Origin of the sequence: Oceanobacillus manasiensis (genome assembly GCF_000724085.1) — a bacterium.
GTDB lineage: Bacteria > Bacillota > Bacilli > Bacillales > Amphibacillaceae > Oceanobacillus_B > Oceanobacillus_B manasiensis.
Map to the genome: position 1 here is coordinate 814,039 of NZ_CCDL010000001.1, position 26,080 is coordinate 840,118.

Genomic DNA, 26,080 nt, shown 5'->3' on the forward strand with positions numbered 1-26,080 from the left:
ATATGAAACGTCTATCTATCGTTTTAACTGGAATTATACCTGGAATTTTTTTAGGATTATTTTTATGGCTCGTACAAAAAATAACTGCTATAAAAGTATATACATTATTGATGAATGTTGATTATATACCGGTATTGAAGGAATGGAACATGCATGGTTTAACGGAATTTTTGTTACATCTCGTCGTGTCCGTTATTCTAGTTTGTGTTTTGTACACTATTTTCAAAAAGTGGGAAATGCAATATAGCGTGCTTCCTTATATTATTGCAAATACTATTATTGGATTATTACTTTACGGTACTACAGCTTTATCTTCGCGCACACCAGACTTGATAGATTTGACCGCAATATTTTATTGGCTGGTCGGACATGCGCTGTACGGAGTGGTAGTAGGCATGCTCTTTCGCTTTCTAGGAAGGCCGACTTTATGAAAAATAAAAAACGCCATATAACAGCGATTAAGAATACGGTAATTTTATTCCTCATGCTTAGTGGTGTATTCATTATCCTCTCTTTATTAACAAGTGAGAACAACGATATAACGGAAATTAGTAATGGCCCTGAAGTTAGTGAGGAAGTCAGACAGTATAAGCCATTGGTTGAAATGTATGCAGAAGAGTATGGGGTCGCAAGCTATATGGAAGTGATTTTGGCAATCATGATGCAGGAATCCGGAGGTAGAGGACGTGACCCAATGCAGGCCTCTGAAAGTTATTGTGGAGAGAGGAATTGCATAGGGGACCCAGAGCTCTCAATTGAACAAGGTGTTTCTTATTTTTCCGAAACATTAGAGAAAGCAGATGGAGACGTAAAGCTTGCTGTTCAATCCTATAACTTTGGTAGGGGTTTTATCGATTATGTAGAGGAACGGTCAGGTGAATTTTCTCAAGAAACGGCCATTAACTTCTCTCAATATATGTATGAACGTGATCCAAATAAAGAAAAATACAGGTGTTTACGTGAAGGTTCGCGTGAGTTGGATGCATGCTATGGAGACATTTATTATGTGGAGGCCGTTATGAGTTATCGAGACGTCATAAAGGCAGAGGCCCAGTAAAACATGATATGATGAACAGACAAGGAACAAAAACTTGTATTCTAAGGAGGCAATATTTATGGGGAAGGCTATATTTACGAGTAAGGCACCTGAAGCAATCGGACCTTATTCACAGGCGATAGAAGCTGGTGACTTTATCTATATTTCAGGTCAGATTCCAATTAACCCTTCAACAGGAGAAGTAGTAAAAGGTATTGAGAAACAAACAGAACAAGTTTTGCAAAACTTAAACGCTATACTAGAGGAAGCAGAGACTACATTCAAAGATGTTGTGAAATTCACGATATATTTACAAAGCATGGATGATTTTGCGACGGTAAATGAAATATACGGAAAATATTTAACTGAGCCTTATCCAGCAAGAGCTACTGTCGAGGTTAGTCGTCTGCCAAAGGACGTTCTTGTCGAGATGGATGCGGTCGTTTATAGCAAAAAATAGGAGGTTATAAATTTGGAAAACTTTACGTATCATAACCCAACGAAATTAATATTTGGTAGAGGACAGCTTGATGTACTACCAAACGAAGTCGCACAATATGGCAAAAAAGTGCTAATTGTCTATGGTGGGGGTAGCATTAAGCGTAATGGAATCTACGACAACGTTTTAACAAAGCTTGATGAGATTGATGCAGAAGTATTTGAATTACCTGGCGTAGAGCCTAATCCAAGGATTTCTACTGTTCGCAAAGGTGTGGAAATTTGTAAGGAAGAAGGAATAGAATTTCTACTAGCAATTGGTGGTGGAAGCACGATAGATTGTACAAAGGCTATTGCAACAGGTGCTAAAACAGATACCGATATGTGGGATATTGTGACTAAAAAGGAACATGCAACAGATGCATTGCCTTTTGGTACAGTTCTTACTTTGGCAGCAACAGGATCGGAAATGAATCGTGGTTCTGTTATTACCAATTGGGAGACTAACGAAAAACACGGTTGGGGCTCTCCATATACAAGTCCGAAGTTTTCTATTTTGGATCCAGCACATACTTATTCCGTTCCGCGAGACCAAACTGTTTATGGAATAGTCGATATGATGTCACATGTGCTTGAACATTATTTCCATCAAACAAAAAACACACCAATTCAGGACAGATTCTGTGAATCGTTACTGTTAACAGTAATTGAAACTGCGCCGAAACTGTTAGAGGACATGGATAATTATGAATACCGTGAAACAATCATGCTAAGTGGAACACTTGCTTTGAACGATATGTTGAGCATGGGCTTCCGGGGAGATTGGGCATCACATAATCTTGAGCATGCCGTGTCAGCAGTACATGACATTCCACATGGAGGTGGATTGGCTATCTTATTTCCAAACTGGATGAAGCATGTGATGGATGAGAAAAACGAAGGCCGCTTCAAGCAGTTAGCAGTCCGGGTGTTTAATGTAGACACAGATGGAAAGTCTGACAGGGAAATTGCTTTAGAAGGTATTGATCAATTAAGAGCCTTTTGGAATAGTATAGGAGCACCATCAACCCTTGCAGATTATGACATTGAGGAAAGCAGTGTTCAGGATATGGCAGAAAAAACCGTTGTGGCAAGTCCGGAATTTGGTAACTTTAAAAAGTTAACAAAAGAGGATGCTGTCGAAATTTATAAGGCTAGCTTATAAAATCCGACGAAATATTTCCCGGGAAATTGATTTGTCAGAATGTGTTTTTAGAAAGAACATACCTTGAAATAAAAAGAAGAACTGGCTGTTATTGATATACAGCCAGTTCTTCTTTTATTGCTACTCTTATTTTATCTAAACATTCTTCAGGTGTGTTACCGAAAATGCGTCTGTTATTAATAAGTGCATATGGTTTTACTCTGCACAAACCGCAAAAAGATAAACATTCGTTCATCAAAACGGCCACTTCTGGAAATTCTTTTTCTAAGATTTCCTCTATATTAATTGTAGTGATTGCATTTCCGTCACATACCTCGACGACGACTATACCCATACGATCACGTACTTTCTATTGAAATTCAATCCTAATATAGGACTCTGTTAGTTTTAGCATATATTCTAAAAGAAATCAATCTTTTGGTTTTGTAATGCATGCTCTATTGCTCTGTCCGATCGACAAAACTCATCGAAACCCAGTGGCGTTTTCGCCATCTCCTTAACATGAAAATGCCTCTTAGCCATTCATCTGCAATAAATGCAATCCAGATTCCGATAAGGCCAAGGTCTAAAAAGATTCCGAAAAACCAGGCAAACGTTACGCTAATTCCCCACATGGAAGCAATACCGATATAAACGGGGAATTTCACATCTCCAGCAGCCCTTAATGAGCTGATCATCACTAAATTAAATGCCCTTCCAGGTTCCAGGATAACAGTCATGAGTAATAAAAAGGCGCCCGTTTCTAGTATAGTTGGATTGTCTGTAAAAATGCCGAGTAACTGGCCGTGTAACAAATAGACTAGTCCCGCCGTACCGAGAGAAATAAAAATAGAAATTCGTAAGCTTTTTATGGCCCGTTCATAGGCATCCTCTATTTTACCTGCCCCGATCATGTGGCCAATTAATATCTGTGTCCCTTGACCAATTGCAATGGAAAAGAGAAAGATAAACATCATAATGTTCTGGGCATACACCTTTGTTGTTATAGCAATGGTGCCCATCTGTGCCACAAAGTATGTGATAACCATCTGGCTGGCATTATAGGAAAGCTGTTCACCAGCTGATGGTATACCGATTTGAAGTAAACCTTTAACATGCTGTTTCGGATAATGAAGAAAACGCGAAAAATCTAGCTCACCTTTTGTTCGTTTAATAAGGAGCAGTAATAAAACAATGAAACCGAAAAAACGGCTGATGGCAGTAGAGAAGGCGACTCCTTCTACGCCGAAAACAGGAAGGCCGAACGGTCCAAAAATAACGAAATAATTCCCTATAACATTTACAATATTCATTCCAATGGTGACCATCATCGTATCTTTCGTATGTCCATAGCTTCGTAAAATGGCGCCTGTCGTCATAATGAGTGCTTGAACAAAAATCAGCCCTCCGACAATTTGCATATAGGCTGTAGCTTCACCCATAATTTCACTAGGAAGGTCCATGATACGTAAAATACCTTTCGCGCCAAAGAATAATGCAACACTTAATAGAAGAGAAAACCAGAGATTCAAGCTGATGGATAAAACAGAAATTTCTCCAGCTTGCTTGCTCCGATTTGCTCCTAGATTTTGTGCAATAAGGATTGCTGCACCTTGTGCGACAAAACCGAACATTACTATAACGACAGAAAGTATTTGATTTGATACCCCAACAGCTGCTACAGCTTTATCTGAATACTGACTGAGCATTAGTGTGTCGGCATTTCCCATCAGCATATGTAATAAAATCTCAACGAAAATAGGCCAGGTTAAAGCGAATAGTGTAAGTTGTTTTGTATTATTTTCTTTCATTTAATTCCTTCTTTCCTTTCTAAATAACTCGTTAAGTTAATAGTATATTATATTTTGATTAGGAAAACTTCTCTAAAATAAAAATTTTATCCCGGAGTAACCAAACGCTAACAGCCCGATTTGTTCAACTAACAATCAGTGGGGGATATTGAAAACCCCCACTGATTGAAGTTTTACTTTATCGCAGTTACAATGAAAAACACCTCAAAGAGGAAAAAGCTCCTTGAGGTGTTTAGAGCACCATGCTTTATTAATTAAATTCATTTGTCGTTAGTGGCGAGAAGTAGATAAGGCACTACTTTGTTTCCCGCTATATTCATATTTGTACCATGTAACTAACATTATAACACCACTAATGAGCAACAATACACTTGTTACAAAGAAGACAGACGAAAATCCAAAATACCCAGAAAGTGCTCCACCAAGTGCAGGGCCGATAATGTTGCCAAGAAATCGAAGGCTCGTATTATAGCCAAGAACTTCCCCTTGCATGGAAAGTGGTGCTTCCTGCCTTATATATGCAATGCGTACTGGTATTATTCCGCCAATTGCGATTCCAAGCAAAAATCTTAATACGACAAGCTGCCAAATATTCGTAACAAATGCACCAGGTAAATAGACTATTCCAGCCATAAATAATAGGATGATTAAAATTTTTATATAACCAATTCGATCACCCAATCTTCCCCAACGTCTTGCCATTAATAAGTTTCCTAGACCAGCAGCCGAAAAAGCCATACCGGAAAAGAAGGCTATACTTGCAGGTCCATGTATGTCAGCAACAAACAAGGAAAGTATTGGTTGGATGCTAAAATGTGCTATCTGCACAAGAACGGAGACCAACATTACAATGAGTAATACCGGCTTTCTTAAAATGTGCAGCATAACTTCTTTACTAGAATATGATTTATAGTCTAATTCATCATCCGAAAGCTTTACATTTAATTCTTTAATACCAAAGAAAACGATAACAGCAGAAAGAAATACGGTTACTGACACCCATTTAAATGTGCTTGCATAACCAAAAGCATCAGCTAGAACCCCACCGAGTAATGGACCCATCAACGTTCCAGTAATACTTCCCGTCTGTAGGGTTCCTAAGACTTTTCCTGCAACCTCTTTTGGTGTCTGTGTAGATATGAATGCCTGTGACATGGGAATAAATCCGGTTACGATACCCATAAACAGACGCAATAAAAAAAGCTGCCAAACCGTTGTGGCATAGCCCATTAAAAATACTGATAAACCTAAACCGATGGCTAATATAATGAGAATTCGTTTTCTGCCATATTTATCACCAATTCTCCCCCAAATCGGTGAAAAGAGAAAAGCAGATACAAACGTAACTGCAAAAATCCAACCTGACCAATTTTGCACATAAGAATCAGAGAAATTCCCCATCGATTCTATATATAAAGAAATAAACGGCAGAACCATTGTGATACTTCCGGCAATAAAAAAATTGGCCAACCACATGATTACTAAGTTTCGCTTTACTAAGCTATTTTGATTCTGATCTATGATTATAAAGCCCTTCTTTCTAAAAGTATTTCGCTACCCTAAATATATCGTAAATTTACATTTGGTTAAAGTTATTTGCCCCTTTTTTAATAAAACAACAGTATGCATTTATAACTGAAAAAGGTATTATAGTAAAGAGGGATAATGACGAATGGACAAGCATAAGCTGTAGAAAAGCTTAGATCCCTTTCTTATATTTCAACAAAAAGGAGAAACGAAAATGAGGAAACATATGATTAAAAAAGTATTTACTTTAATGCTTATAGCGATATTCATGCTTGGAACTTCGATACAGATAATGGCAGACAGTGATGCCAGTGATTCAGATAGTATTAATGAAAAGCTTGGAGCTCCAATTGTCGTATATGGTGATACCTTATCAGATTCACAAAGAGAAGAGGTTCGTAACTTACTTAAGGTTGCAGATGCCACAGCAGTACAAGAATACAATGTAACAGGAGAGGACATCGCAAAGTATATTAACGGTGATGTGCACTCTAATATGTATTCAAGTGCTAAAATAGTGCGACAAGAGGAAGGAAATGGGCTGACGATAAACATTGTAACGCCAGAGAACATAACGAAAGTAACAAAGGAAATGTATGCTAATGCTCTGCTAACAGCTGGAGTAGAGAATGCCACAGTAGATGTTGCCTCCCCTGTAAAGGTTAGTGGACATTCAGCTTTGACAGGTATTTATAAAGCATATGATGTTGAGGGAGAAGAACTCGATAAGGAAAGAATGGAACTGGCAAGTGATGAACTTGATGTTGCAACAGACCTTGCGGAAAAAGAAGGAATGGATCAGGAGAAGGTAAGTGAATTATTGGCCGAAATTAAGAAGATGATTGCAGAACAAAATCCCGCAACCAAAGAGGAAGTCGAACAAATTGTGCAAGAGCAGTTAAATAAACTAGAAATATCGCTAAGTGAAGCAGACAGACAAATGCTTGTTGATCTCTTTAATAGAATGCGTGATCTTAATATTAATTTTGATCAGGTTAGAAATCAATTGGAGGACATTGCCTCTACAATTAAAGATAAAGCTAATGAACTTGGGCTGGATGAAGGTTTTTGGGAGAAGGTAGGAAACTTTTTCCGAGAAATCTTCCAATCTCTTAGCAATATGATTAAAGGTTTGTTTAATTAATGTATCCCGGTGCAACTAACAATTAGTGGGGGGAAGAACGAAAAACCCCCACTGATTGAAGTTTCGCTTTATAATAACTATCAAAAAACCCTATAGATCAGTTTTTGTAAACTGATCTATAGGGTTTTTTTGTGGATTGAGCACCATAACACTGTAATATATAGGCTATTTTGTCCATGTGTTGTAATAAAACTAGTTAAAATAGGCTTTTTGTCACAAATCTATTATATTTGTAATATTTAAGGCTAGTTTTGGTAATGCTTGTAATAGACTCTTAAAAGTCTTGTAACTGCATTGGCCTTTCCCCTGTGATACTATAGTCAATGTCAGAAATTCAAGGAGGGACTATCGAATGAAAAAATTAGTAGCTTCATTCGCTACAGGCATAATTATCGCCGGCGCTGCTGCAACAACTGTTTCAGCAGAAGAGTACGAGGTACAACCTGGAGACAACCTGTGGGAAATTGCAGACGAATATAACACAACCGTAGACGATCTAGTTGATATAAACGAATTAAAATCCACTGTCATTCATCCTAAACAATCATTATTTATTAATGAATTGTATCAAGTGGAAAAAGGAGATACATTAATAGGTATTTCAAATAAATTTGATACTACAGTAGAAGACATTAAAGAATGGAATGATCTTGATTCCGATTTACTAACAATTGGACAAGAATTAGAAATCCAGGGTGTAAATGTTAAGCAGGAAGATAAGCCAGCTGCAAAAGTAGAAAAGAAAGAAACAAAGGAAAAAGAAGTAACGACACAGAACAATGCTCCAGCTGAAAAGAAAGAGCAAAAAGCAGAACCAAAGAAAGAAGCTAAAACTGAACAAAAAGCTTCTCAAACATCAAATTCAGATCAAAAGGCTGAAGGGAAAACAATCTCTGTAACAGCAACTGCTTACACTGCCAAATGTGATGGTTGCTCAGGTGTTACTTCTACAGGCGTTGATCTAAATAAAAATCCTAACGCTAAAGTTATCGCTGTTGACCCTAATGTAATTCCACTTGGTTCTAAAGTTCATGTGGAAGGTTATGGTTATGCAACAGCTGCTGACATCGGTGGTGCAATCAAAGGTAATAAAATCGACTTGCACGTACCAACTAAAGATGCCGCTTATGACTGGGGCGTACGTACAGTAGATGTTACTGTAGTTGAATAACTATATTAAAATTAAATACTATTTATAAGTAAAAGGGAAGCATCGCTTAGTAGATGTTTTCCTTTTATTTTTTTATACTAAACATCATTTTTATGATTGTATCGTGATAGAATGTGAGTTTTCGTCAATTATTTCTGTTGCGTCATCGTTTATTTGGGTGAATCCAATAACACTAATTCCAATGATAATCACTGCGATTAAGGCCACGAGTAATTTTTTCATGATGTAGATGCCTCCCTTAATTTATTAATATATCTAAAGTATAATCGAGATTGATCGTACAAACCATGCTTTTCCGTTACATTTTTACAGGTAATTCTTACAAATTTGTAAGAGTTTTAGAAGAATTAGACTATTTAACATAGCCCTACTTCCATTAAACATTTGGGTTCCTTTGTGTTAAACTTAAAATAAAGAACTACTATAAAAGAATCCATGTGTATACACATATAAGGAGGAAAAGTAAATGAGTAGTAACGTATTAAATGACTTTTTAAATGAAAATATTGCTGAACTTAAAGAGCGTGGATTATACAATGAAATCGATCCGGTAAGTGGTGCAAATGGCCCTGAAATAAACATTGATGGGAAGAAACTAGTAAACCTGTCATCAAACAACTACCTTGGTCTTGCAACAGATGAAAGACTGAAAGCGGTTGCGAAGGATGCTGTTGATTCACACGGTGTGGGAGCTGGCGCTGTCCGTACAATTAATGGGACATTGGATCTCCACCTTAATTTAGAAAAAAAGCTAGCTGAGTTTAAAGGTACAGAGGCAGCAATTTCTTTCCAATCTGGCTTTAACTGTAACATGGCGGCGATCTCTGCTGTTATGGATAAAAATGACGCAATCTTATCAGATGAACTAAACCATGCATCAATTATTGATGGATGCCGTCTTTCAAAGGCGAAAATTATTCGAGTGAATCACTCCGATATGGAAGATCTACGTCAGAAGGCAAAAGAAGCAACAGAATCTGGTCAATATAATAAAGTAATGGTTATAACCGATGGCGTTTTTTCCATGGATGGGGATATTGCGAAACTTCCTGAGATTGTGGAAATCGCCGAAGAGTTTGACCTTATTACCTATGTGGATGATGCACATGGTTCTGGTGTCCTTGGTAAAGGTGCAGGGACCGTGAAACACTTTGGTTTACAGGATAAAGTTGATTTCCAAATGGGAACACTCTCTAAAGCTATTGGTGTTATTGGTGGTTATGTTGCTGGAAAGAGTAATTTAATCGATTGGCTGAAGGTTCGTTCTCGTCCATTCCTATTTTCTACAGCAGTTTCTCCAGCTGATGCAGTAGCAAGTACCAAAGCTATTGAATTACTAATGGAGAGCACAGAACTTAATGAAAAACTATGGGAAAATGCAAATTACCTAAAAGCTGGACTGAAAGAATTAGGATTCGATATTGGAAATAGTGAAACACCAATTACTCCGTGCGTAATTGGGGATGAAAATGATACTCAAAAATTTAGTAAACGACTTTATGAAGAAGGCGTATATGCAAAATCAATTGTATTTCCAACAGTTCCACGTGGTACTGGGCGTGTCCGTAACATGCCAACAGCTGCACATACAAAAGAAATGCTGGATAATGCACTAAAGATTTACGAAAAAGTAGGAAAAGAGATGGGCATAATTTAGCTTCAATGAAGATGAGGAGTTTATGAATATGAAAAAGATTTTGGTTACAGGGGCTCTAGGCCAAATTGGCTCTGAGCTCTTAGGGGAATTACGTGCGACCTATGGCACCGATCACGTTATTGGTACAGATATTCGGGAAGCGGAAGGAAGCCACAATGACGGCCCTTTTGAGGTCGTTGATGTAACGAATGCAGAGCGTCTCCATGAGGTAGCAAAAGCTCACAATGTGGATACGATTATGCATTTGGCTGCATTGTTGTCAGCGAAAGCTGAAGTATATCCTAAAGTGGCGTGGGATATCAATATGGGAGGGCTAGTTAATGCCCTTGAGGTGGCGCGTGAACTAGACTTACAGTTTTTCACACCAAGTTCAATTGGTGCATTTGGACCTTCTACACCAAAAGATAATACGCCGCAGGACACGCTTCAGCGTCCAACTACGATGTATGGAGTTAATAAGGTAGCAGGAGAGTTGTTAGCTGATTACTACTATCACCGTTTTGGAGTAGATACTCGCGGCGTCCGTTTTCCTGGGTTGATTTCTTATGTTACCCCGCCTGGTGGTGGTACAACTGATTACGCTGTGGAAATCTACTATGAAGCAATTAAAAATAAAGCATATCGCTCTTATATAGGTGAAGGTACAAAAATGGATATGATGTACATGCCGGATGCTTTAAAAGCAATTATTAACCTAATGGAAGCAGATCCAGTTAACCTAGAGCATCGCAATGCCTTTAATATATCTGCAATATCTGCTGCGCCAGAAGACTTTGAAACAGCGATACAAAAACATATCCCAGATTTTAAATTAAGCTATGATGTTGATCCGGTTCGGCAAAATATTGCCAACAGTTGGCCTAACAGCATAGATTCTTCTGTTGCCACAAAAGAATGGGGCTTTAAAGCAAAATACGATATTGATAGAATGACTAAGGAAATGTTAGAAAAAGTAGAACAAAAGCTAGTAAAATAATAATATATTTAAGCAAGACCCTGAGAGTTAGACATTAACTTTCAGGGTCTTTTTTTATTTGAGATATTATAATAGCGTCATAATGGAAAGGGAAATAACGACAAATGGGAGGTGGAGTTAAAAAGATATAGGTCCTTAGAGGTGACATATAAATAAAAAAAGCTAAACCATTCGAATTAAAACGATAACCGTTCGAATTAGTTTAGCTTCCCATATCAAATGAAGTAATCAGTTAAGAAAATACTGAATGCCTTTTTAGAAATTCAATTAACTAGCATACATAGCAGCTATTTCTTTTTGTAGCTTCTTATCTGAAACATATTCGTCATAGCTCATTTCTTTATCCACGATTCCGCTTGGAGTAATTTCAATTAGACGATTGGCGATACTTTGCACGAACTGATGGTCATGTGAAGTGAACAAGATTGAACCTTTGAATTTAATTAGTCCATTGTTTAAAGATGTAATGGATTCCAAATCAAGGTGGTTAGTTGGCTCATCTAACATTAGAACATTTGCATTGCTCAGCATCATTTTAGAAAGCATACAACGCACTTTTTCACCACCGGAAAGAACACTTGCTTTTTTAAGTGCTTCCTCACCTGAGAACAGCATTCTTCCAAGGAAGCCCCGAAGGAACGTTTCTGTTTCATCCTCTGGTGAATATTGACGAAGCCAATCAACCAATGGTAGGTCATTGTTTTCAAAATAAGCAGCATTATCTTTAGGGAAGTAGGACTGAGATGTTGTTACACCCCATTTATACGTACCCTCATCTGGCTCTATTTCACCTGCAAGGATTCTAAATAACGTTGTTTTTGCAATGTCATTTTTACCGACCAAGGCGATTTTATCATCTTTATTCATTGTAAAGCTAATATTATCAAGAACCTTTACACCACTAATCGTTTTGGTTAAACCTTCTACACGTAAAAGATCGTTACCAATTTCGCGTTCAGGCGTGAAAGCAATGTATGGATACTTACGTGATGATGGCTTGATATCATCTAATGTAATATTATCCAACATTTTCTTTCTTGATGTAGCTTGCTTAGATTTAGAGGCATTCGCGCTAAACCTGGCAATAAAGCTCTGTAGTTCTTTAATTTTTTCTTCTTTTTTCTTGTTATCATTTTGTGCCATTTGTGCAGCCAACTGGCTGGATTCGTACCAGAAATCATAGTTTCCGATATATATTTGAATTTTACCAAAATCGACATCTGCTATGTGTGTACATACCTTGTTTAGGAAGTGACGATCATGGGATACCACAATAACAGTATTCTCGAAGTTGATTAGAAATTCTTCTAACCATTGGATTGCTTGAATATCTAGTCCGTTTGTTGGCTCATCCAGTAGAAGAATATCTGGATTACCGAACAATGCTTGAGCTAGAAGTACTTTAATCTTTTGGTCTGCAGCAAGGTCACCCATTTGTAGCATGTGAAGAGATTCATCAATGCCTAGCCCTTTTAATAAAACTGCAGCATCAGATTCAGCTTCCCAACCATTCATTTCAGCAAATTCGCCTTCTAGTTCAGCTGCACGCATCCCGTCTTCCTCGGAAAAGTCGCCCTTCATATAAATAGCGTCTTTTTCTTGTTTAACAGCATATAGTTCCTCATGGCCCATCAGAACTGTTTCTAACACCTGATGATCTTCATAAGCAAAGTGATCCTGTTTTAATACGGCAAGTCTTTCTCCTGGTGAGAGACTAACATTACCGGATTGGGCTTCAACTTCACCCGATAAAACTTTCAAAAACGTTGACTTACCTGCACCGTTGGCCCCAATTAGACCATAGCAATTGCCTGGTGTAAATTTTAAATTTACATCCTCGAACAACTTTTTGTCACCATATCGTAAACTTACATTATTTACATTAATCATGTATAACCGATTCCTCCAATAAAAATGAAATTGCAGTCACAGTTAGATTACGGTATTTAAGTGGTTTCGTCAATGTATAACAAGCATATATTATAATAAGAAGTAATCTTTTCAAAAAATTTACTTGTATAATTGTTCGTTTTTTGCAATAGTAGATTAAAAGGGTTAATAAAATAAGTGTCCTAATATATATAGAGAAAAAGGAAAAAGAGTATGAAAGGGGGGACTAACTTGCAAGAGAAAACGATTTATCTGCTGTTTACCGACACAGGTACTTACCTGGCAAAGGCGATAAACTTTTGTACAAGGCAATCATTAAATCATGTTTCTATTTCTTTAGATGGAGAACTGAATGAAGTATATAGCTTTGGGAGAAAACGGCCCAAAAACCCTTTTATTGGTGGGTTTGTTAAAGAAGACATAACCAGTGAATTTCTAAAAAACTCACATTGTGCGGTTTATAGCTGCAATATTTCTGCACAGGAGTGCGAACAAATTAGGGAAAATATAAAAGAAATTGAAGCGAAGAAAGACGATTATCGTTATAATTTCATTGGGCTATTTGGTGTACTACTTCGCATAAAAATAAATCGAAAAAATGCCCTGTTTTGCTCTCAATTTGTGGCGAACGTGCTACAGGGTCTACAAACAATCCAGGTAGAGAAACCATCCTATTTTATAAAACCTGGTGACTTACGAACGCTGGAAGGAATGCAATTAATATACCAAGGCAAGCTCGAACATTATCCACGTCATTTAATGAAACAGGATAAAACCTTAGTAACTGGAACACAGACAGTACAGAAGCAATCATTTATTTTTCTATTATCTTCTAAAGTTAAACGATTTGTTATTAGATAAAAACGGGCTTAGGCTCGTTTTTTTAGTGGGGAGGGAAAGTCCCTTGTAACTTTCCCTGAAAGCAAGTTAGTCAATTCCTAAGGTTCGATAAGGGATGCGAATACGGAAAGCAAGATTATTTGCTTCAAGATCTATATGTTCAACACCAACTTCAAAATTACTTCGGATATCCATTTCTGTTACAGCAACATAAATCTCTTCCTCTGCTGGATTAACGGTAACCCAGTCAGGCATAGGGAGATACTTCCCGATATATTCCATAATTTTTTTATTCGGTAATTCAAGAAGTCCAATAGATATTGATTTTTGTTTTAGTATAATGTCTCCATTTTCCTGTACTAATGGCTCAAGATGTGCAGAGAGAGGAACTGTTGAGGAAAACACTGGAAGCTCTCCTATAAGGTGAACATCCTCATCTAATTCAATTCGATATTGGTGCCTTGTACCTTCCAGCAACTGTTCTGTATAAGCATTCACTAGATCATTTAAATTTTGTTTCGTGGTTCTAACTACAAACTCTGAACTTTCATCCTGAGGAGTAGCTTCATTTTCCGGGTAGGAAACATTATCTGGAACTGGCCAGAAAATAAGAGCAAGGAAGATAATTACCACAGCAATATTCAACACCAATAAGCCGAAAAATAACTTTTTCCATTTACTTTTTATTTTTCGACGTTCTTTTCTATCTGTCATGTTATTCATCCTTCTTCTCTAGTTAAATAATCAAGAACCCTTTGCGCCATTAGTTTGTACCCCCTGTCGTTAGGGTGGAAATTATCTTCAGCAAACAGATTGGCTTCATCACCTTCGAATAGATCTGTTGTTGGGATAAACGTTGAATTTTCTTGCTCTTCTGCAATCATTTGGCTCGTTTCATTCCACTCTTCAACAATCATACTGAGTTCTTTAATCTCTTGAAAGTATTTGCTGAAAGGGTCATAAAAGCCTAGCAAGTATACTTGTGATTTAGGGCTTATCTCGTGAATTCTTGTAAAGATTTTCCTTAATCTATCTTCATACGTCGCGCGAGCTTCATCAAAATCTTCCATTTTTAGGTTGGAAAAGTTCTCTTTTACCACCTGCATAATATCATTTGCACCGATCGTAATGAGCACGATGTCTGCTTGATGAATGGAATCAACTACTTCAGGATCCTCCAATCTCGAAAGCAGTTGGTCCGAACGGTTGCCGCGTATACCAAGGTTATCAAAGGATACCAGTTCCTCTTCCTGGTTTATGGCACGGTCCAAGATGCCTACATAACCGCCTTGCTCGTTTTTCGAGCCGACCCCCTGTGTAAGTGAATCTCCAATGGCTGTTACTTGGGACTTTCTTAAGGAAAAGAAGTCCATTGTATTTTCTACAACATTAACAACAATCTCTGTAAGGGGTCTCTGTTCTGCTTCATCAGTTGACTCTTGTTCAGCTTGCTCTTCTTCTTCTTCTTGTGCTTTTTCGAGTTCCTCGGTTTCGTCCTCAGATGGTTCGTTTTCCATAATGGTAACATCTTTAAACTGGGAGTTTGGTTGGTAAGAATACAGTATCGAAATGCCAATACCAAGAATAAGGATACATAGCAAAATCAGTATTATAAGGTTTCGTTTTTTCATGAATATCCCACACCTAAGTTGTTTTAGTTTATTCCGCTTGTAAGGGGAAGAAAAATCCAGAATGTTTGTTGGGTTTATATTATCTTATGCAACACAGGCCTGTATTACATGTTGTCAGGCTCGTACTTCTAGATTATCAACCCAAATTATCTCATGAATCCCGTCATTTAGGAAGGGTACAACTTTATTTATACCTTATGTAGGAGTACTAGGTTAAAAGATCAATTGATTTTTAGATAAACTCACATTCGTTCATTTTTTAGTGCATGTCAACTTTCTTATACTCAGGTCCTCTTGCTAAGAATTTTTACATTCTGAACGAGCAAAGAAAAATCGCCTTTTAAAAAGGCGATATGTGAAAGGAAAGGTTATATTTATTTTTCCCAACTTCGGTTGGGGATAAACCTGTTTTTTCTGCTAAATATATTATTTAACCATTTAAGAATTGTTCCACTTCTGGACCCCATTTGGGGAACTCTGTTAGAAAACCATCATGGCCAAAATCTGTTTCTACATGTACATAGCTTCCGTTTACTACTTCTCCTGCGAATTTCTTCATAAAAGAAGGTTCAAAAATTAAATCCCGATCGTAGCTTATTGCAAGAATGGGCAGTGTAATGTTACGTGCTGCAGCCTCCCATCCGCCCCTGTCTTTTCCAATATCATGGTCGTTCATTGCTCTTAGCAATGTAAGATAGCTATTTGCATCAAATCTTTCTGTCAGTTTTTTTCCCTGATGATCCAAATAGGCGTTCACGTCATATTTACTTTTACTGCTTTTTCGTTCAAAACGCTCGTTAAATAACGCCGCACTTCTATAGGTGACCATGCCAACCATTCGAGCAATTTCCAATCCTTTTAAATCGGTATTTGATATATAATTGCCATTATCCCAAGCGCTATCCTGTATAATCGACGTTTCAGCAATATGGTTGTAAGCAATCCCGTAATCTGAATAGACAGGAGTTGAAGCAAGAACAATAATTTTATCCATTATATTTGGGTAAAGAATTCCCCACTCCATCGCTTGCATCCCACCAAGAGAACCGCCCATTACAGCAGCTAGATGTTGTATACCCAGTTTCTTTAAAGCATTTTGTTGTGCGTGCACCATATCCCTTACGGTAATATGGGGGAAATGGCTCCGATATGGCAAATTGGTTCTCTTATTATTCGTAGTAGGCCCTGTAGAACCATGACAACCTCCAAGTACATTAAAGGTCAATACTTGATAGGCTTCCGTATCCACATAATTTCCTTCGCCAATAAGCCCGTTCCACCAGCCGGGTTGGTGATCGGTTCCAATGGTATGCTGGTTCCCTGTTAAGGCATGGCAAACAAGGATGACTGGGGCGCCCTCTGGACCAGAAATCTCGTAGTGTAGAGAAACATCTTCAAGTAGCTCCCCAGAAGTAAGGAGAAGTGTCCCTATGGCGATTTCCCCAGTTTTGGGGATGGTTTTTTGTGAATTCGTCATAAAACATCCTCCTTCTATCTGTGGAGTTAGGCCCCCACGACAATCCCCGTTTTTCAATAACTTTATTTGTTTCTTCTAAGCAAATTTTATCGTCATGCGCCAGCAGTCACGGTTTCCGGAAGACCCTCTCGTAAGCGGATTATTTCCTCAAATGGATGGCGTCCAGAGACTGTAACAATTCCAGTGGCCTTAGCATTTTCAATAAGCTGTGTATTATCTTCAGATCCTCGGACCCATAAGATACCGCTTTGCTTGTTGATAAGTTGTTCTAAGGTATCAGAAGGGAGGCGGTGGTCATCAACATAGACAGCATCAACCTGATATGGTACATCGGATAAACGAGTATAATATTGTGTTCCCTCGTTTACCTCATCTTGAATTACTGCAACTAGGAAACCAAAAGATCTTAATTGTTGAATTGTCTTGTCTGTTTCTATATTGATTTCTGCCCTATATACAGCGATTGCCTTCTGTCTTACAGTTCCATTACTTCGATCAAATGGGGATCGTACAAGCCATTCAATCGCATCATCTTCTGTAGGGCGATGGCTCGTTGTCTTGCCAGCAGCTTGGTTAATTGCATCATCCAGGCTGCTGAGTAAGTCAGATGGCGCTTCGAGGCCAATAGATAAACGAATGAGTCCCTCAGACACCCCAGCACTCTCCAACTCCTCTGGGTTTAGCTGTTGGTGTGTAGTCGAAGCAGGGTGGATGATTAAAGATTTCGCATCTCCTACGTTTGCCACATGAGACCAAAGAGATATAGAGTCAATCAGCTTACGGCCAGCTTCACGGCCGCCTTTAATGCCGAACGTAATAATGGATCCAAAACCGTCCTTTAGGTACTTCTTCGCGAGCTGGTGGGACGGGTGGTTTTGTAATCCCGGAAAATTCACCCATTCAACAGCAGGATGATCTTCTAAAAAGGTAGCAATTTCTTTTGCATTGTTCGTATGTCTTTCTATCCTTAAGTGCAATGTCTCTAATCCTTGCAATAACAAAAAGGCATTTTGAGGGCTTAAGCAAGCTCCGATATCACGTAAGAGTTGAACACGTAATTTTGTTGCATAAGCAGCTGCCCCAACATCAATAAAGCGTAGCCCATTATAACTTTCCTGCGGTTCAGTAAAGTCATTAAAGCGTTCATTGTTCCAATCAAAGCGTCCACCATCTACCACAACTCCACCAATCGTAGTACCGTGACCTCCGATCCATTTTGTAGCAGAATGGACAACGACATCAGCCCCCCAAGTTAAAGGCTTGGTTAGATAAGGTGCAAAAGTATTATCTATAATAAGTGGAATTCCATGCTGATGGGCAATTGATGAGATAGCTTCTACATCAAGAATATTTAGACTCGGATTCGTAATGGTTTCTCCGAAAATGGCTTTTGTCTTGTCTGTTATCGCATTCTCGATCTCTTCTATGTTGGTCCCGTCAACAAACTTTACTGTTATACCATAGCGCGGAAGCGTGTGTGCGAATAAGTTATAGGTTCCTCCATATAGATTGCTGTCTGCGATTATTTCATCACCAGCACCTGCAATATTTAAGATAGCAAAGGTTATGGCAGCCATACCTGATGAGGTAGCCACTGCAGCAACACCATCTTCTAATTGAGCGATTCGTTGTTCGAACACATCAACCGTTGGGTTACCAATCCGTGAATAAATGTTTCCGGCCTCTGTTAAACCGAATAAATTTTGTGCATGCTCCGTATCACGAAATGTATAAGAGGTTGTTTGATAAATGGGAACGGCTCTAGCACCAGTAGTTGGATCTGGCACCTGCCCTCCGTGAAGTAAAACTGTTTCATCCTGTTGGAAATTAAATGTTGACATGGGAATTCCTCCTTTTGAATGTAAACTGCCAGTCAACTGCTTTAAAAAGCAAGACTGCAGGTTTGCAGTAACTGGTCTGGAGGAGGAGGGGAGAATATAAAAAGCCCTCTTCCTAAGAAGAGGGCGTAAGATCCACGTTCCTCCTCTTATCTTCCAGATCCATCATGATCTGTAGGATTTAGCACCATCGGAAGCAAACTAAGTTTGCTTTCAGGTTGCCGGGCTTCGCAGGGCCTATTCCCTCCACCGCTCTTGATAAGAGATTAAATTTTTAAATTATTCACATTATATAATCTGTGTTACAGCATTGTCAACAGTTTTTTGGTTTCAGATAAAAGAAACCCACCTTTAGCAATTTTTACATCGCTAGGTGGGTTTCTGATTTTAGTACGGTACGTTTAGCATCAAGCCCAGTAAAATATTTTATACTGGTTGTAATTCTCCAGCCATGATCTTTTCCATGTGGTGACAGGCTGCACTATGCCCTTCTTGCATATGATCCAAATTACGCAACTCTGGTACATCCGTTTTACAAAGCTCTGTTGCAAATGGACACCTTGTATGGAAACGGCAACCAGCTGGTGGATCAATTGGAGAAGGTACATCACCTGTTAGAATAATACGTTCTTTTTTGATTTCAGGATCTGGTACAGGGATAGCAGACAGCAACGCTTTCGTGTATGGATGCTGTGGGTTATCGAATAGTGACTTTTTATCTGCAATCTCTACAACTTTCCCTAAATACATTACGATGATTCGGTCAGAGATATGACGTACAACACCAAGGTCATGGGCAATAAAGAAGAACGTTAGATTGAGTTCTTTCTGCAGCTTCTTCAATAAGTTTAAGACCTGTGCTTGCACGGATACATCAAGAGCAGATACAGCTTCGTCACAGATAATTAGCTTTGGATCTACTGATAGCGCCCGGGCGATCCCAATACGTTGACGTTGTCCACCAGAGAACTCGTGTGGGTACCGGTCAATTTGACCACCATTTAATCCAACTGTTTCGAGGATTTCGATGGCGCGTTGGCGACGTTGTTTTCGTGGAACAACATTTTGAATTTCCATTGCCTCTATTAATATTTTTCCAACAGTTTGTCTAGGGTTTAAGGATGCATAAGGATCCTGGAAAATAACCTGTAGATCCTTTCGTTTCTTACGCATCTCGCTCTTGCTAAGAGAAAGTAAGTCTGTTCCATCAAATTCGATTGCACCCTCAGTAGGCTCATCCAGGCGAAGGATAGCACGGCCTGTAGTAGATTTTCCGCAACCTGACTCTCCAACGACGCTTAGTGTTTCTCCTTCATAGATTTCAAAGGATACATCATCTACTGCTTTAACGTTGTTGACTGTTCTTCCTAGAAATCCGCCTTTGATTGGAAAGTATTGTTTTAAATTATTTACTTTAAGTAGTTCTTTCTTTTGCATTTACTTTCACCTCCGGATCTCCATTCCAGCGATCTGTATAAATCCAACAGCGTACTTCGCCGCCGTCACTTTGTTCATCTAAAGTTGGTAACTCTTCAACACAAAGGTCTGTCGCAAAAGGACAACGCGGTGCGAAACGGCAACCTTTTGGCATTTCCGAAGCATTCGGCACATTCCCTTTTATAGGTTCAAGTTCCTCTACATCAATATCATGTCGTGGAATTGAGTTAAGCAGACCAACTGTATAAGGGTGTTTTGGATTTTTAAATAAAGATTTGACATCCTGGTATTCTACTACCTTTCCGCCATACATAACCGCAACATAGTCACACGTTTCTGCCACAACCCCCATATCATGGGTGATCATAAGTACAGACATTCCCAAATCTTTTTGTAGGTCGTTTATTAATTCAAGAATTTGCGCCTGAATCGTTACATCCAGTGCAGTAGTCGGTTCATCGGCAATTAGCAAATCTGGATTACAAGCTAAAGCCATTGCGATCATTACACGCTGTCTCATTCCACCTGATAATTCGTGTGGATATTGATTAATTCGTTGTTCTGGTGAAGGGATACCAACTAGCTTTAAAAGCTCGACCCCTTTTTTGGTACCACTTTCTTTTCCAAGGCCCTGGTGGACCTTTAACGTTTCTCGTATTTGTTGACCGACAGTATAAACAGGGTTTAAAGATGTCATTGGCTCCTGAAATATCATGGATATTTCATTACCACGAATGTCACGGATCCTTTTGTCGCTCATTTTTGTAAGATCCTCACCCTTAAAGTTAATTTCCCCACCTTTAATTCTCCCGGGTTTTTCTAATAATCGGAGAATGGAAAGGGCTGTAATACTTTTACCTGACCCTGATTCTCCCACAATTCCAATCGTTTTCCCTTTTGGTAGTTTGAAAGAAACCCCGTCTACGGCCTTTACTTCAAAATCATCAAGTTCAAATGAAGTTTTCAAATCTTTAATATCTAAAATGATCTCTTCGCTCAAACGAGTTCACCTCTCTCATCAATCTATTAATCTAGTTTAATTCGCTTGTTCAAGAACTTATAGGAAATATCAACAATTAAATTAACGAACACGAACACTACAGCGATAATTAGTACAGAAGCCTGAACAACAGGAAAGTCCCTGGCCAGAATTCGGTCTACTATTAATTTCCCCATCCCATTAATGGCAAAGACAGACTCGGTTAAAACAGACCCGGCAAGTAAACTACCGAATTGCAGCCCCACAACTGTAACAACAGGTATTAAGGCATTTTTTAATGCGTGGCGATAGATAACAACTTTCTCTTTTAACCCTTTTGCTCTAGCTGTTCGGATATAGTCCTGGGAGATGACATCAAGCATACTGGACCGCGTCATTCTTGCTATAACGGCTGCTCCCATCGTACCTAGAGTGATAACTGGTAAGATGATCTGTTGTGGGGTCCCCCAGCCGGTCGGTGGTAGCCATCCTAATTGAATGGAAAACCACTGCATTAACATAAGACCAAGCCAGAAGTTCGGCATAGAAAGTCCGAATAATGCCACTAACATTATCGAAATATCTGCAAATGAGTATTGCCTTACTGCTGAAATTATTCCAGCAAATAATCCTAAGAAGATACTGAAAATGGTACTGTATATGGATAACTCAAAAGTGACCCAGAATTTTGGCCACAATTCACTGCTCACTGGAAGACTTGTTCTCCAAGAATTACCAAAATCCAACAAAGCTGCATCTTTTACGAAACGAAAATATTGGGTGATTATTGGGTCATTAAGACCTAAACGATTTTCAATTTGTTCTACCGTACTTGCTGGCGCATTTTCTCCGGCAATAATATGTGCTGGATTCCCTGGAGATAGGTGCATTAAGGAAAAAACAAGGATTGTTACACCTAACAATACAGGAATGAGTTGTATTAATCGACGTACTATAAACTGAAACATATGTGCACCTACTTCCTATTTATTAATTTTTGGATCTAAAGCATCCCGAAGTCCATCACCGAATATATTAAATGCTAATACGATCAGCATAATGGCAAGGCCTGGATATAAAGCAATATGGCCTGCATCCCACATGAAGTCCCTTCCATCACTTAACAATGCACCAAGCTCAGGAGATGGTGGCTGTACACCAAGTCCTAAGAAGGACAACCCACTGGCTGAAAGTACAGCACTAGCTATAAACAAGCTGGCCTGGACAATAATTGGTGACAAAATATTAGGTAGTATATGTTTGCAAATGATTCTGAAATCGGATGCTCCTAATGCCTTCATTGCATCTATGTACTCCAGGTTTTTAACTGATAAAGTGGAGCCTCGGACAATTCGAGCGAAGGTTGGGATAGCGAAGATAGATATTGCAATCATAACGTTTTGTAAACTTGCACCAAGGATACTAATTAGGGCTAATGCTAGAAGAATTCCTGGGAAAGCTAGCAGAATATCAATTAAACGCATAATAACGGCATCCAATTTGCCCCCGTAATATCCTGAGATAAGGCCGGTTATGACTCCTGCAATTCCCCCAATAATTGTTGCGATAATACCGATGCTCATGGTAATACCTAGTCCATGAATAATTCGTGTAAACATGTCACGGCCATGATGATCGGTCCCCAACCAATGTTCTGCAGATGGTCCTTCAAACTTTACACCGTAATCAATGAAGTCGGGATCCTGTGTTGTAAGAAACGGACCCACAATCGCTACAATAAATAAAAAGATGATAAGGTAGCCACCTACTAATGCACTTTTGTTCTTAGCAAGCTTTTTATAGAAATCTTTAATAGACCGTTTCAATGGCCCATCTACCTTTTTTGGCTTTAAAGCCGTACTATTAGCTTGTTCAGCACTCATTTTATTCCCCCTCGTCTTTTTGAGATTCAAACTTGAATCTATTTTGTTTTCATTGCAAAAAGGTAGAACGTTCAGTTTTGGTAAAAGAATCGCACTATTTCATATTACAATTAAAAATACACTTCATCAAATGATAAAATATTCCGATATATTTAGTTGGGTGAGTTGTTCCTTTTCAAAACTCCTAATCTATAAGGTTTAAAAAGAAAAAGGGATATTGCGTTTAAATATTCTTGATATTTCGTAAAATATGATTTATATTATTAAGAGATTATATTAAATAATCACAAGATAAAAATAGGGGGTTAAGAAAACTATGAAATCAAAAAAGTTTTTATTCTTATTTTCATTGGTATTATTTCTTTCTTTGATTCTCGCAGCCTGTGCAGGTGATGGAGAACCGGAGGAATCTGGTGAAGAAGGAAGTTCAAATGAAGAAGGAGAAGGAGACGGTGAATCTGCTGAAGGATCAGATGGCGAACTAGTCATTTCAATTGGTTCAGACGTAGTATCATTATCAACTCATGGCTCCAATGATGTACCTTCAAGTAATGCTGCAAACAACATCTATGAAACATTAACTACATTAGATGAAAACCAAGAGGTTCAACCACTTCTTGCAACAGACTGGGAAGAAGTTGATGAAACAACTTGGGATTTTCACCTACAGGAAGGTGTAACTTTCCATGATGGTGCAGAGTTTAACGCAGAGGTTGTTAAAGCGAACTTCGATCGTTTGATGGATGAAGAAATTGCTTCACCACGTGCATTTCTTTTCGAAGCAGTTGAAAGTGTAGAAGTACAGGACGATTATACGGTTAGAATTAATCTAGAATACCCGTATGCGCCATTGCTAGCTAACTTGGCACATAGCGGAACAGGTATTATGAGTCCGGATATAATTGAAGAAGATTACGCTCAACTAGAAGATGGTGGAGATGTAGATGCCTACATAAACCAAAATCCAGCTGGTACAGGTCCATTCAAACTTGAAAATTGGGATGCTGGTTCTCAGCTAGTATTAAGTCGTTATGAAGACTATTGGGGTGAGAACGCGAAATTAGATACTGTTGTATTTAAAGTCGTTTCAGAGCAAAGTTCTCGCGTTGCGGAACTAGAAACAGGGACTTCTCATGTAGCAGATGCTATCGGTCCGAATAATGTTTCCCGTGTAGATGGCTCTGAAGGAGTTAGTGTATTGCAAGAACCAAGTGTGTCGCTTTCTTATGTTGGATTTAACGCAGAGAAAGAACCATTTGATGATGTAAAGGTACGTCAGGCAATTTCAATGGCAGTAAATAAAGAAACAATTATTGATGGTGTGTACAATGGCGTAGGTATTCCAGCTATTGGTCCACTAGCACCACCTGTATTTGGATATGACGAGTCTGTTAGTGGATTGGAATATGATCTAGATGCCGCTCGTGACCTACTTGCAGAAGCAGGTTATGAAGATGGGTTCGAAACGACTATCTGGACAAATGATAACGAACAACGTGTAGATACAGCAGTAGCAATTCAGTCTCAACTTAAAGAGATTGGCATTACTGTTAATATCGAAGAATTAGAATGGGGCGCGTATTTGGAAAGAACAGCTAATGGGGAGCATGACATGTTTATTCTTGGTTGGTCAGTTGTTACATCTGACGCAGACTATGGAATGTATCCATTGTTCCACTCTTCACAGGTGGGTTCACCGGGTAACCGTTCATTCTTAAAAGATGAAGAACTTGACTCTATATTAGAAGATGCACGTCGCGCAACAGATACTCAAGAGCGTCAAGACCTTTATACTCAAGCACAAGAGATGCTTGTTGATCTAGCGCCAATGATTTATGTTCACCACCAAGAGTACCTACTTGGTGTAAGCGACAAAGTCAAAGATTTCGGTATTGATGCACAAGGTATTTATCAATTCAAACAAGCATATATTGAAGAGTAAGAAACAAAAAAGTACCGGGCCCTTGGGCTCGGTTCTTTTTTGTCTAAATGTTACCACAGATATGTTATGACCTTAGCTATCCCTTTGCTCTTTTACGAAAAGGAAAATAGGTGGATAGCATATAGTTAATCAGCGCTACCCAGATAAGTGCAAATGCAATAAGATGAGAAGTAGTAAATGTTTCGTTATACACAAAAACACCGAGAATTAGCATGATGGTGGGAGCAATGTATTGAAGGAAACCAATCATGGCTAATGGGATTCTTCTAGCTCCACCTGCGAATAAAAGTAGTGGAACTGCTGTAACAATTCCTGCCCCTATCAGCAGCAAGGTCACAGGTGCAAAGATGGTATTAGAATGAAAGACATTCTCTGGTATGATTAATAAGTAAATAATAGCTAAAGGCGTAATGAACATTGTTTCAATTGTCAAACTGGCAAAAGCCCCCACATCCAGCCTCTTTTTAAATAATCCATATAGACCAAAGCTCATAGCTAGCAATAAGGACACCCATGGAAAAACGCCATAGCTGACTGTTAAAAAGAGAACCCCAGCACCTGCAAGAATAAAAGATACTAACTGCCTTTTTGTCAGCGACTCTTTTAATACGAGAATACCAAGTAAAATGCTGATCAATGGATTAATATAATAGCCTAGACTTGCCTGTAAGACATGGTCGCTATTTACAGCCCAAATAAAGATTAACCAGTTCAGTGTAATCATAATGGATGCAAAAATAATTGCAATTAACTGTTTTTTGTTTGTTAAGATCGCTTTGCATTCTTCCATTACAGATGGCCACTTTCGCAACAATGCTACAAGTAAAAGCATGAAAACGAAAGACCATATAATTCTGTGTGCGAGAATTTCACCTGCAGAGATGTGGTTGACTGACTTCCAATAAATTGGTAGAAAGCCCCAGAGCAAATATGCCCCTGCAGTAAGTAGAATACCTGTTTGTTCATGTTTTACGTTCATGCCAACCCTTCTTTTCTGTACAAATTTTGTCCCCCACGTAACTTGTAATAATACGCCATCTAAATCAAGTCTCACTCTATCAAATAAACTCATTTTAAAAGAGTCTTATCGAAAAAGCAAAAAGCCTGTCTAAGAAATTTAGAAAACGCTTTCAAAAAGTACTTCAATAGAATAAGATAATAATAGGTAAAGAAATCAAAAGAGGGGGGATTTTTTGTGAAAAAAGATGATCAACATATCG

At 38.6% G+C, this 26,080-nt stretch carries 24 protein-coding genes and 1 riboswitch; of the genes, 10 read left to right on the plus strand and 14 right to left on the minus strand.

Features of this window, described 5'->3' with window-relative positions:
* The first annotated feature begins 2 nt into the window (after positions 1-2).
* The 4 genes from BN985_RS04200 to BN985_RS04215 are packed head-to-tail and all read left to right on the plus strand — an operon-like array spanning position 3 to position 2,678.
* Positions 3-431 carry a hypothetical protein gene (locus BN985_RS04200; RefSeq protein WP_042221290.1) on the plus strand — a complete coding sequence of 143 codons (429 nt, stop codon included), beginning with the start codon at positions 3-5 and terminating at the stop codon, positions 429-431.
* Positions 428-1,057, plus strand: coding sequence for a lysozyme family protein (locus BN985_RS04205; RefSeq protein WP_042221292.1), 630 nt, complete (start codon positions 428-430; stop codon positions 1,055-1,057). Before BN985_RS04200 ends, BN985_RS04205 begins: the two co-directional genes overlap by 4 nt.
* A 58-nt stretch (positions 1,058-1,115) precedes the next feature.
* Entirely contained in the window at positions 1,116-1,496 is a 381-nt protein-coding gene (locus BN985_RS04210) for a RidA family protein (RefSeq protein ID WP_042221293.1), read from the plus strand.
* Between the two features lie 12 nt (positions 1,497-1,508).
* Positions 1,509-2,678: an iron-containing alcohol dehydrogenase gene (locus BN985_RS04215; protein ID WP_042221294.1), complete on the plus strand. Its 1,170-nt coding sequence runs from the start codon at positions 1,509-1,511 to the stop codon at positions 2,676-2,678.
* 88 nt (positions 2,679-2,766) lie between these two features.
* On the opposite strand, the gene BN985_RS04220 is transcribed toward BN985_RS04215, so the two are convergent.
* The 3 genes from BN985_RS04220 to BN985_RS04230 form a co-directional block, all read right to left on the minus strand.
* Positions 2,767-3,012, minus strand: a complete 246-nt coding sequence (locus tag BN985_RS04220; protein WP_042221296.1) for a DUF1450 domain-containing protein — start codon at positions 3,010-3,012, stop codon at positions 2,767-2,769.
* Between the two features lie 103 nt (positions 3,013-3,115).
* Complete coding sequence (locus BN985_RS04225) at positions 3,116-4,468, minus strand: MATE family efflux transporter (protein WP_042221297.1); 1,353 nt, start codon at positions 4,466-4,468, stop codon at positions 3,116-3,118.
* Positions 4,469-4,738: 270 nt separating this feature from the next.
* The gene (locus BN985_RS04230) at positions 4,739-5,944 is read right to left on the minus strand and encodes an MFS transporter (protein WP_042221298.1); all 1,206 of its coding nucleotides are present in this window, start codon (positions 5,942-5,944) and stop codon (positions 4,739-4,741) included.
* Between the two features lie 265 nt (positions 5,945-6,209).
* Between BN985_RS04230 and BN985_RS04235 the strand changes: the two genes are divergently transcribed.
* Complete coding sequence (locus BN985_RS04235; protein ID WP_042221299.1) at positions 6,210-7,139, plus strand: DUF1002 domain-containing protein; 930 nt, start codon at positions 6,210-6,212, stop codon at positions 7,137-7,139.
* A 352-nt stretch (positions 7,140-7,491) separates the two neighbouring features.
* The gene (locus tag BN985_RS04240) at positions 7,492-8,310 is read left to right on the plus strand and encodes a 3D domain-containing protein (RefSeq protein WP_042221300.1); all 819 of its coding nucleotides are present in this window, start codon (positions 7,492-7,494) and stop codon (positions 8,308-8,310) included.
* Between the two features lie 90 nt (positions 8,311-8,400).
* Here the strand turns inward: BN985_RS04240 and BN985_RS19460 are convergent, their stop codons facing one another.
* A complete protein-coding gene (locus tag BN985_RS19460; RefSeq protein ID WP_269635256.1) occupies positions 8,401-8,532 on the minus strand; it encodes a hypothetical protein in 132 nt (43 codons plus the stop codon).
* 244 nt (positions 8,533-8,776) lie between these two features.
* On the opposite strand from BN985_RS19460, the gene BN985_RS04245 reads away from it, so the two are divergent.
* Entirely contained in the window at positions 8,777-9,967 is a 1,191-nt protein-coding gene (locus tag BN985_RS04245) for a glycine C-acetyltransferase (protein WP_042221303.1), read from the plus strand.
* 28 nt (positions 9,968-9,995) lie between these two features.
* Entirely contained in the window at positions 9,996-10,943 is a 948-nt protein-coding gene (locus BN985_RS04250; RefSeq protein WP_042221304.1) for an NAD-dependent epimerase/dehydratase family protein, read from the plus strand.
* A 267-nt stretch (positions 10,944-11,210) separates the two neighbouring features.
* Here BN985_RS04250 and BN985_RS04255 read toward each other — a convergent pair whose 3' ends face one another.
* Complete coding sequence (locus tag BN985_RS04255) at positions 11,211-12,833, minus strand: ABC-F family ATP-binding cassette domain-containing protein (RefSeq protein ID WP_042221306.1); 1,623 nt, start codon at positions 12,831-12,833, stop codon at positions 11,211-11,213.
* 231 nt (positions 12,834-13,064) lie between these two features.
* On the opposite strand from BN985_RS04255, the gene BN985_RS04260 reads away from it, so the two are divergent.
* Complete coding sequence (locus tag BN985_RS04260; RefSeq protein WP_042221307.1) at positions 13,065-13,694, plus strand: hypothetical protein; 630 nt, start codon at positions 13,065-13,067, stop codon at positions 13,692-13,694.
* 66 nt (positions 13,695-13,760) lie between these two features.
* Here BN985_RS04260 and BN985_RS04265 read toward each other — a convergent pair whose 3' ends face one another.
* From BN985_RS04265 to BN985_RS04300, 8 genes are all read right to left on the minus strand, one after another.
* Positions 13,761-14,387, minus strand: a complete 627-nt coding sequence (locus BN985_RS04265; protein ID WP_042221308.1) for a YpmS family protein — start codon at positions 14,385-14,387, stop codon at positions 13,761-13,763.
* Positions 14,388-14,392: 5 nt separating this feature from the next.
* Positions 14,393-15,304: an SGNH/GDSL hydrolase family protein gene (locus tag BN985_RS04270; RefSeq protein WP_042221309.1), complete on the minus strand. Its 912-nt coding sequence runs from the start codon at positions 15,302-15,304 to the stop codon at positions 14,393-14,395.
* A gap of 430 nt (positions 15,305-15,734) precedes the next feature.
* Entirely contained in the window at positions 15,735-16,781 is a 1,047-nt protein-coding gene (gene metX / locus BN985_RS04275) for a homoserine O-acetyltransferase MetX (protein WP_042221311.1), read from the minus strand.
* Between the two features lie 92 nt (positions 16,782-16,873).
* Positions 16,874-18,622: an O-acetylhomoserine aminocarboxypropyltransferase/cysteine synthase family protein gene (locus BN985_RS04280; RefSeq protein ID WP_042221312.1), complete on the minus strand. Its 1,749-nt coding sequence runs from the start codon at positions 18,620-18,622 to the stop codon at positions 16,874-16,876.
* 143 nt (positions 18,623-18,765) lie between these two features.
* Positions 18,766-18,884: riboswitch (SAM riboswitch) on the minus strand.
* A gap of 161 nt (positions 18,885-19,045) precedes the next feature.
* Positions 19,046-20,056 carry an ABC transporter ATP-binding protein gene (locus BN985_RS04285; protein WP_042221314.1) on the minus strand — a complete coding sequence of 337 codons (1,011 nt, stop codon included), beginning with the start codon at positions 20,054-20,056 and terminating at the stop codon, positions 19,046-19,048.
* Positions 20,034-21,056 (minus strand): ABC transporter ATP-binding protein, encoded by a 1,023-nt coding sequence (locus tag BN985_RS04290; RefSeq protein ID WP_042221315.1) that lies wholly within the window; start codon positions 21,054-21,056, stop codon positions 20,034-20,036. The genes BN985_RS04285 and BN985_RS04290 overlap by 23 nt, the downstream gene beginning before the upstream one ends.
* Positions 21,057-21,082: 26 nt before the next feature.
* On the minus strand, positions 21,083-22,003 hold the full coding sequence (locus tag BN985_RS04295) for an ABC transporter permease (RefSeq protein WP_042221316.1): 921 nt from the start codon (positions 22,001-22,003) through the stop codon (positions 21,083-21,085).
* Positions 22,004-22,018: 15 nt separating this feature from the next.
* A complete protein-coding gene (locus tag BN985_RS04300; protein ID WP_052360604.1) occupies positions 22,019-22,918 on the minus strand; it encodes an ABC transporter permease in 900 nt (299 codons plus the stop codon).
* 316 nt (positions 22,919-23,234) lie between these two features.
* Here BN985_RS04300 and BN985_RS04305 point away from each other — a divergent pair, with 316 nt between their 5' ends.
* Positions 23,235-24,860, plus strand: coding sequence for a glutathione ABC transporter substrate-binding protein (locus tag BN985_RS04305; protein WP_042221318.1), 1,626 nt, complete (start codon positions 23,235-23,237; stop codon positions 24,858-24,860).
* Between the two features lie 76 nt (positions 24,861-24,936).
* On the opposite strand, the gene rarD is transcribed toward BN985_RS04305, so the two are convergent.
* Entirely contained in the window at positions 24,937-25,839 is a 903-nt protein-coding gene (rarD, locus tag BN985_RS04310; protein WP_042221319.1) for an EamA family transporter RarD, read from the minus strand.
* Between the last annotated feature and the right edge of the window lie 241 nt (positions 25,840-26,080).